The following is a 7,171-nucleotide window of genomic DNA, read 5'->3' as shown; positions in this document are numbered from 1 at the left end:
TCGCCCATCGCCTTCGTGGACGATACTGGGATCGAACCAGTGACCTCTTCCGTGTCAGGGAAGCGCGCTACCGCTGCGCCAATCGTCCAAGACCACCAACTGAAACCTGCGGTGGGTTCCGAGGTGGAGACGGGATTCGAACCCGTGTACACGGCTTTGCAGGCCGTTGCCTCGCCTCTCGGCCACTCCACCAGTGAGAAAGCTGGCCTGCCGAACCCTCTCCGAGCGGACGACCGGGTTCGAACCGGCGACCTCAACCTTGGCAAGGTTGCGCTCTACCAACTGAGCTACGTCCGCGCTGCGACCGGGTTTTTCGTTCCCCCGGCGCGAGAAGAACATTAGCCCATCTCCCCCGGAGTTGAAAAATCGGGGTCCCCGCAACGTCGACCCACCGTCATCAACTGGTCACCTGTGGACAGCCTGATGGTCGCGAATCGCCTTAGGACTAAGGTGTTCTGCGGAAGGAGCACCAATGCGCATCTGGCTGAACGGCACCCTGCAGGACGACCAGGCGGTCGTCTCGCCGCTGGACCATGGACTGACCACGGGCGACGGGGTGTTCGAGACGATCAAGATCGTCGACGGGCGCCCGTTCGCGGTGACCCGGCACCTGCAGCGCCTGGTCCGGTCGGCGGTCGGCCTCGGCCTCCCGGAGCCGGATGTCGCGTACGTCGAGGAGGGCATCGCGACGGTCGTGAAGGCCGACCCGGACATCCCGTTCGGCCGGCTCCGGATCACGTACACGGGCGGTGTCTCCCCGCTGTCGTCCGATCGCGGTACGTCGGGCCCGACGATCGTGGTCGCGTCCGACCCGATCAAGCGCCCCGGCCCGGTCTCGGCGATCGTCACGGTCCCGTGGATCCGTAATGAGCGGAGCGCGGTGGCCGGCCTGAAGACGACGTCGTACGCCGAGAACGTCCGGGCCCTCGCCTTCGCCAAGGAGCGCGGCGCCAGCGAGGCGATCTTCGCCAACACGCTCGGCAACCTGTGCGAGGGCACCGGCGCCAACATCTTCTGCGTGTACGGCGGCGAGCTCGTCACCCCGACGCTCGAGTCCGGCGCCCTGGCCGGCGTCACCCGCGCCCTGGTCCTGGAGTGGTACGGCGCCACCGAGCGCGACGTACCGCTGGCACAGCTGTTCGAGGCTGACGAGATCTTCCTCACATCCACCACTCGCGACGTCCAAGCCATCCAGCGTGTCGACGACCGCGACCTGCCGGCTCCGGGCCCGATCACCGCCGAAGTCGCGAAGACCTTCGCCGAGCGCTCGGCCAAAGACTCAAACCCGTAAGCCGCCAGGCAACGGCCCCGACCAGTCACGACCCCGGGCAGGACAGACTCACGGGTGCGCCGTGCAGGGCGCAGTAGTAGAACAGCTCTCCGCCTGGTGCACGGAGAGCTGTTTGGGCCGGCTATTCGCCTGAGGCTTTGCGGCGTTCGCGGTAGGCGGCGACGTGCAGGCGGTTGCCGCAGGTGCGGGCGTCGCAGTACCGCTTCGAGCGGTTCCGGGACAGATCGATCAGGGCGTCGTCACAGTCCGGGGCTTCGCAGCGACGGAGACGCTCACGTTCCCCGGCCGAGATCACCTGGGCAAGCGCGATCCCGCACTCCACCGTGATCCGGCACGCCAGCGACGCGCCGTCCCGGGAGTAGTGGATGTGCCACGGGTGCCCGTCGTGGTTCGTCAGCCGCGGCGTCGTCGTACCGCGGGCCACGATCGCGTTGATCATCGCCGCCGCCGTGGCATCGGATTCCGTGGTGAAGACCGGCGCGAACAACGGCCGCAGATCACGAACGTCGGCCAGGTCCTTGTCCGTCAGCGTGCCGACCGCACTGAACTCGCGCTCCTGGACGAACTTCTCCAGTTCCTCGAGCGATTCCATGGTGTCGACCTGGCTGTTCGGCCCGGGCAGCGTGTTCACCAGCCGGACCAGCGTGCCGAGCGCCTGCTCGGTGTCGTGCGAGAAAGTCACAATCACGTCTCCAACGCGACGGGGTCTCCGTCTTGCAGCAAGAGTAGCCCGCCCCGATTAGATTGGCGCTGACATCATGCGCTATGGTTTCACCCGCAAGGCACCACAAGACAACACCAGCAACACCAGAACGGGCGATTGGCGCAGTGGTAGCGCGCTTCGTTCACACCGAAGAGGTCACTGGTTCGAACCCAGTATCGCCCACGAAGGCGATAGGCGACTCGTGTCCGCGGAGAGCGCGGACCGGGTCGCCTTCGTCGTTTGTGCGGCTGCGCTTCGCTTGCCGCGAGCGGGGGCTCCGCCACCCGCACCCCCTTGCGCCTTCGCTTCGCTCGGCTCCGTGGTTGCCCGCCGCGGATCGCTGGCCGGCGCCTTCGCTTCGCTCGGCTCCGTGGTTGCCCGCCGCGGATCGCTGGCCGGCGCCTTCGCTTCGCTCGGCTCCGTGGTTGCCCGCCGCGGATTGGGGCGCCTTCGCTTCGCTCGGCTTTGGGGTTGCTTGCCGATGGTTGGTTTCGGCGGTTCTGCTGTACGTCGGGGAGCGGGACAGCCGAGGTGGTGGCCTTCCGTGGGGCGGGGCCACGATTGTGGCGAAGGGGTCAGGGAGTGAGGCCTAGTTGGGTCAGCATTCCTGTTGAGTCGAGGTAGGCGTGTTCTGTTGCGATCAGGTGGTCTGGGGTGAAGGTCCAGAAGATTGCCATGTTGATGGCGAAGGAGTTGCCGGTGGCGGGGAACTCGCCGGTGGGGCCGGGCATGGGGCCTGTCATGGTGCCGGTGGCGTGCAGTTCCCAGGCGATGGCTTCGTTTGCTACGACGGGGTCACCGATCAGGGTCCAGACCATGTCGGGGAACGCCCTGCGGAACGCCGCGGCGGTCGCGAGTGCTGTCTCGCGGCCCTTCATCGGTTCGGGGGACATCGGGTCCTCGAGGATCACGTCGGCGGCGTAGAAATCCCCCAGGGCGGCGACCTCGCCGGAGTTGTAGAGGTCGACGTACCTGCGAATCAGCTCTGCGTCAGTCATTGTGTCTCCCCGCGGTCGAACTGAACCGGTCTCCTCAAATCTGGTCCGCGACCGGTGGCTCGTCCATTCCAGAAACCTGGCAACTCGGCGCCGGCGTCGATTACCGTTGAAGCGTGTCTCGGGTCTGGAGGCCAGGTGGCACGGCTGTCGATGGATGAGGCGGGCGCCCGGATCCGTCAGCTCGCCCGCGCGGGACTCGATACCCACGCGTTCTTCGAAGCGGCGGGCGACACCCTGAGTCGCGCCGTCCCGGTCGGCGGCGCGCCGCCGTTCTGGAACACCATCGATCCCTCGTCCCACCTGATCACCAGCGTCCACTTCGACGGCGAGTGCTTCTTCGACCTCGCCGGTCAACTCGAATGGGAGTACCAGGCGGTCGACCTGAACAAGACCGCCGACGTACTCGCGAACAGTCAGGGTGTCCAGACGCTGCATCAGGTGACGGGCGGTAGCCCCGAACGCAGCCCGGTCTTCCGTGAGTACCTGCGACCGCACGGCATCGAGCAAGAGGTCGCCGTGGCGCTGCGGGCGAAGACCGGTGAGGCCTGGGGATCCCTGCGGCTTAACAGGAGTCCCGGCCAGGACACGTTCAGCGCCGTCGAGCTCGACTTCCTGGGCTCGGTGAGCCCGCACCTGGCGGACGGGGTGCGCCGCGGCCTGCTGCTGGGCGAAGCCCTCGAGCCCGACTGGCCCGATGCGCCCGGCCTGGTGGTAATGGGCGAGGGTCTGTCGGTTGAGTCCGTCTCCCCAGAGGCAGAACGCTGGCTGAAAGAGTTGAGCGGAGGCCATGAGGGCACACCGGTCCCGCTCTTGTCGGTCGCAGCTCGAGCGACTGGCTGGGACGGACCCGCCCTGGCTCGGGTCCGCACCGCCACGGGTAGGTGGCTCGTCCTTCATGGAACGTCGATCACAACACCGACCGGCCTACGCGCGGCCGTCATCATCGAACCCGTTGCCCGGGCGCGGATCGCGAGCGTGCTGATGGCGGCCTACGGCCTCACCCACCGCGAACGTGAGATCACCAAGCTGGTTCTCATCGGGCAGTCCACCGCGCAGATCGCCGACGACCTCGTCATCGCGCCGGTCACGGTGCAGCAGCACCTTAAGAGCATCTTCGCGAAGACCGGCGTCCACAGTCGCCGGGATCTCGTATGCACCGTGTTCGTCGACCACTACGACCCACGTGTGCACGACAACGAGGTACGACGGGTTGCTGCGCGACCATCACGCGGTGGTCCCGCGCCGCTCAGCAACTGAGCGCGTCTACGCGTTGTGCAGGAGGTTGAGGTGCTCGGGCGAAAGCTCGAGGGTGGTGGCATCCAGGGCTTCCTCTAGTTGGCGGAGGGTGGAGGCACCGAAGAGGGGGATCAGGGTTTGGGGTTGGTGGAGGAGCCAGGACAGGACTAGTTGGTTGGGCGTGGCGTTGAGGGATTGGGACAGGTGGCGGAGGGATTCGAAGCGGGTGTAGGCGGTGGGGTGGGCGTAGCCGCGGGAGGCTGGGAAGGGGCGGTCGAGGTGGGCGTAGGAGCCGGCCAGGAGTGGGGAGTACGCGACCAGGGCCATGTCTGGGTGGGCGGTTAGGTAGTCGAGGTGTTCCACGCCGGCGTGGGTGTAGTGGGGGCTGCCTAGACGCTCTTCGCCTTGTAGGGCCGGCGGGTTGGGCCAGAGGTAGGTGTGGTGCTGCTGTACGACGGAGTACTGGGCGACACCTTGGTTGGCAGCTAGCTGGCGGGCTCGGTCCAGGCGCCAGCTGGTGGTGTTGCTGCAGCCGATGAGGTCTACGAAGCCTTCGGCGGCGAGCCGGCCGAAGGTGGCTACGGTTTCCTCGAGCGGGGTTCGCCGGTCGTCGATGTGCGCGTAGTACAGGTCGATGCGGTCGATGCCCAGGCGGTCGAGGCTGCCTTTGACGGCGGTCTCGATAGCGGTTGCGCTGAGGCCTTCCCAGTACTCGTCGTCAGGGGTGCCGGGGCGGGTCGACTTGGCGCCGACCTTCGTGGCGATCACGAGTTCGTCGCGGTTGCCTCGCGATTTCATCCAGCGGCCCAGGAGCTCCTCGCTCTCGCCGCCGTTGCCGTGCCATTGGTTGTAGTTGTTGGACGTGTCGATGAACGTGCCACCGGCCTCGACGAAACGATCGAGAATCGCGAACGCGGTGTCCGGGTCCGTCGTACTGCCGAAGTTCATCGCGCCCAGGCACAAGGCGCTGACGTCCCGGCGGTTGCCAATGGTTCGATACAACATGGAGTGCTCCCTCAAGCGGTGGATTCATTTCAGCCTGCCTGCTAGAGCGCACTCCAGGTCAACCCGTCAGACGAGCCAGACGCCGTCGTCCATCAACGTGCGGCTCGCGAGCTCGTCGACCTCGCGCCAGGCCAGGATCCTGGTCGGAGTCAGGCGGAAATAGGGGTACGGCGACTTGGCGGCCCGCGGATCGAATCCGGCCTTCGCCGCGAACGCGTCACCCTCGGACTGGGTCAGCGCGTCCGATCCCAGGATCACCGCGGTGGCAGTGATGTGGACGACGTCCCGGGTGTGGCCGAGGGTCAGTTGGGCCGTGGCGTTCGCGTGGAGGTTCTTGGCGGTGGGGTTGCCGGCCGCCGTGGACAGCAGGAGGGTCGAACCGTCCCAGAGGAAGGACAGCGGCATCAGGTACGGCGCGCCGTCCGCCGACGCGGTCGCGACCCAGAGGTCGACGTCCTCCTCGAGCCTGCGCAGCGTGTCCTGTTTCCGCACCGACAATGGACGGGCCGGCTCTGTCATCGTCAACTCCTCAGGGGTCGTGGGCTGCTGCAGTGTCACATGTACGGCGGGTCCTTCGTCAGAGCGGTGACGGTTGGCGGAGAGGGATGTGGTGGAGATGAGTGAGCACGACTGGCTGGCGGCCCGGTTCGAGGAGAACCGGGAGCACCTGCGCTCGGTGGCGTACCGGATCCTGGGCTCCGCTCCGGAAGCCGAGGATGCCGTGCAGGAGACGTGGATCCGGCTCAGTCGCTCCGACGCCGGCGAGATCGAGAACCTCGGCGGCTGGCTGACGACGGTGGTCGGGCGGATCTGTCTCGACATGCTGCGGCTGCGGCGCGGACATCCGGAGCAGCCGGTCGGCGACCACTCCCCCGCGCTTGCGGACGTCGCCGTACCTGATCCGGAAATCGAAGCAGTGCAGGCCGACTCGGTCGGGCTTGCGCTGCTCGTCGTACTGGAGACGTTGACGCCGGCCGAGCGGCTGGCGTTCGTGCTGCACGACATGTTCGCGGTGCCGTATGACGAGATTGCGCCGATCCTGGGCAAGTCGCCGGCGGCCGCGCGGCAGGTCGCGAGCCGGGCGCGACGGCGAGTGCAAGGTACGCCGGAGCCGCTCGAGGCGGACGCGATCCGACAGAAGGAACTCGTGACCGCGTTCCTGGCCGCTTCGCGGGGTGGCGACTTCGAGGCGTTGCTCGCCGTACTCGATCCCGATGTGGAGCTGCGTGCTGACGAGGCGGTGCTGGCGCGGGGTGCGAGTCAGCTGCGGGGTGCGGCGGCCGTTGCTCAGTCGTTCTCCGGCCGCGCGGCGGGCGCTCGGCTCTCGCTCGTCGATGGGCTGCCGGGTGCGGTGTGGTCGCTACGGGGGGAGCCGCAGGTCGTCTTCAACTTCACGATCGCCGGCGGGCGGATCACCGCGATCGAACTGCTGGGTGATCCGGAGTACCTGGCGGAGGTCGAGCTGGCGCCGTTGCAGGGCTGAGGGGAGGTACGTCGTACTGCTGCCGGCGACCTGTTGACCGGTGGGGCTGGTGTTACTTGTGTGACGAAATCCACGCTCGGACCGTCCGGACTGCGACACCCCGGAATCTGGTTTTTGCGAACGGGAAAAGTGCGCTACTGTTCTGCTCTCGCACCGAGCAGAACAACGCCGGAGCGATGCGGACGTAGCTCAGTTGGTAGAGCGCAACCTTGCCAAGGTTGAGGTCGCCGGTTCGAACCCGGTCGTCCGCTCGGAGCATTTCACTGGTGGAGTGGCCGAGAGGTTCAGGCAACGGCCTGCAAAGCCGTCTACACGGGTTCGAATCCCGTCTCCACCTCGGAACCCCAGGGTTTCAGTTGATGGTCTTGGACGATTGGCGCAGCGGTAGCGCGCTTCCCTGACACGGAAGAGGTCACTGGTTCGATCCCAGTATCGTCCACGAAGGCGATGGGCGA

General features: G+C 66.9%; 7 protein-coding genes and 7 tRNA genes. 7 read left to right on the top strand and 7 right to left on the bottom strand.

The features are described 5' to 3' along the window. Positions 1-16 precede the first annotated feature (16 nt). From AB0H36_RS47670 to AB0H36_RS47660, 3 genes are all read right to left on the bottom strand, one after another. Positions 17-88 (bottom strand) — tRNA-Val (locus tag AB0H36_RS47670). A 33-nt stretch (positions 89-121) separates the two neighbouring features. After that, positions 122-192: transfer RNA gene (locus AB0H36_RS47665), tRNA-Cys, on the bottom strand. A 32-nt stretch (positions 193-224) separates the two neighbouring features. Next, a tRNA-Gly gene (locus AB0H36_RS47660) sits at positions 225-297 on the bottom strand. A gap of 175 nt (positions 298-472) precedes the next feature. On the opposite strand from AB0H36_RS47660, the gene AB0H36_RS47655 reads away from it, so the two are divergent. After that, positions 473-1,291, top strand: coding sequence for an aminotransferase class IV (locus AB0H36_RS47655; RefSeq protein ID WP_360538910.1), 819 nt, complete (start codon positions 473-475; stop codon positions 1,289-1,291). Positions 1,292-1,412: 121 nt separating this feature from the next. On the opposite strand, the gene AB0H36_RS47650 is transcribed toward AB0H36_RS47655, so the two are convergent. Then, positions 1,413-1,973 (bottom strand): CGNR zinc finger domain-containing protein, encoded by a 561-nt coding sequence (locus tag AB0H36_RS47650; protein WP_360538907.1) that lies wholly within the window; start codon positions 1,971-1,973, stop codon positions 1,413-1,415. Between the two features lie 132 nt (positions 1,974-2,105). On the opposite strand from AB0H36_RS47650, the gene AB0H36_RS47645 reads away from it, so the two are divergent. Continuing rightward, positions 2,106-2,177, top strand: a tRNA-Val gene (locus AB0H36_RS47645). A 392-nt stretch (positions 2,178-2,569) separates the two neighbouring features. Here AB0H36_RS47645 and AB0H36_RS47640 read toward each other — a convergent pair. Continuing rightward, positions 2,570-2,992: an ester cyclase gene (locus AB0H36_RS47640; RefSeq protein WP_360538905.1), complete on the bottom strand. Its 423-nt coding sequence runs from the start codon at positions 2,990-2,992 to the stop codon at positions 2,570-2,572. Positions 2,993-3,127: 135 nt separating this feature from the next. Between AB0H36_RS47640 and AB0H36_RS47635 the strand changes: the two genes are divergently transcribed. After that, the gene (locus tag AB0H36_RS47635; protein WP_360538902.1) at positions 3,128-4,249 is read left to right on the top strand and encodes a helix-turn-helix transcriptional regulator; all 1,122 of its coding nucleotides are present in this window, start codon (positions 3,128-3,130) and stop codon (positions 4,247-4,249) included. A 6-nt stretch (positions 4,250-4,255) separates the two neighbouring features. Here AB0H36_RS47635 and AB0H36_RS47630 read toward each other — a convergent pair whose 3' ends face one another. Together AB0H36_RS47630 and AB0H36_RS47625 are read right to left on the bottom strand one after the other, a co-directional pair. Next, positions 4,256-5,233, bottom strand: coding sequence for an aldo/keto reductase (locus AB0H36_RS47630; protein WP_360538899.1), 978 nt, complete (start codon positions 5,231-5,233; stop codon positions 4,256-4,258). A gap of 66 nt (positions 5,234-5,299) precedes the next feature. After that, positions 5,300-5,752 carry a pyridoxamine 5'-phosphate oxidase family protein gene (locus tag AB0H36_RS47625; RefSeq protein ID WP_360538896.1) on the bottom strand — a complete coding sequence of 151 codons (453 nt, stop codon included), beginning with the start codon at positions 5,750-5,752 and terminating at the stop codon, positions 5,300-5,302. A gap of 97 nt (positions 5,753-5,849) precedes the next feature. Here AB0H36_RS47625 and AB0H36_RS47620 point away from each other — a divergent pair, with 97 nt between their 5' ends. From AB0H36_RS47620 to AB0H36_RS47605, 4 genes are all read left to right on the top strand, one after another. Continuing rightward, positions 5,850-6,716, top strand: a complete 867-nt coding sequence (locus tag AB0H36_RS47620) for a sigma-70 family RNA polymerase sigma factor (protein WP_360538893.1) — start codon at positions 5,850-5,852, stop codon at positions 6,714-6,716. 178 nt (positions 6,717-6,894) lie between these two features. Beyond that, positions 6,895-6,967, top strand: a tRNA-Gly gene (locus tag AB0H36_RS47615). A 14-nt stretch (positions 6,968-6,981) separates the two neighbouring features. Further along, positions 6,982-7,053, top strand: a tRNA-Cys gene (locus AB0H36_RS47610). A 30-nt stretch (positions 7,054-7,083) separates the two neighbouring features. Then, positions 7,084-7,155: transfer RNA gene (locus tag AB0H36_RS47605), tRNA-Val, on the top strand. Positions 7,156-7,171 lie beyond the last annotated feature (16 nt).

It is taken from the genome of Kribbella sp. NPDC050820 (assembly GCF_040653975.1).
Lineage (GTDB): Bacteria > Actinomycetota > Actinomycetes > Propionibacteriales > Kribbellaceae > Kribbella.
This window is presented reverse-complemented; position numbering and strand designations above follow the sequence as displayed.

Excerpts from the sequence above, each read along its gene's own strand:
- AB0H36_RS47620 (WP_360538893.1), top strand. The coding sequence starts at position 5,850 with ATGAGTGAGCACGACTGGCTGGCGGCCCGGTTCGAGGAGAACCGGGAG.
- AB0H36_RS47630 (WP_360538899.1), bottom strand. The coding sequence starts at position 5,233 with ATGTTGTATCGAACCATTGGCAACCGCCGGGACGTCAGCGCCTTGTGC.
- AB0H36_RS47625 (WP_360538896.1), bottom strand. The coding sequence starts at position 5,752 with ATGACAGAGCCGGCCCGTCCATTGTCGGTGCGGAAACAGGACACGCTG.
- AB0H36_RS47640 (WP_360538905.1), bottom strand. The coding sequence starts at position 2,992 with ATGACTGACGCAGAGCTGATTCGCAGGTACGTCGACCTCTACAACTCC.
- AB0H36_RS47655 (WP_360538910.1), top strand. The coding sequence starts at position 473 with ATGCGCATCTGGCTGAACGGCACCCTGCAGGACGACCAGGCGGTCGTC.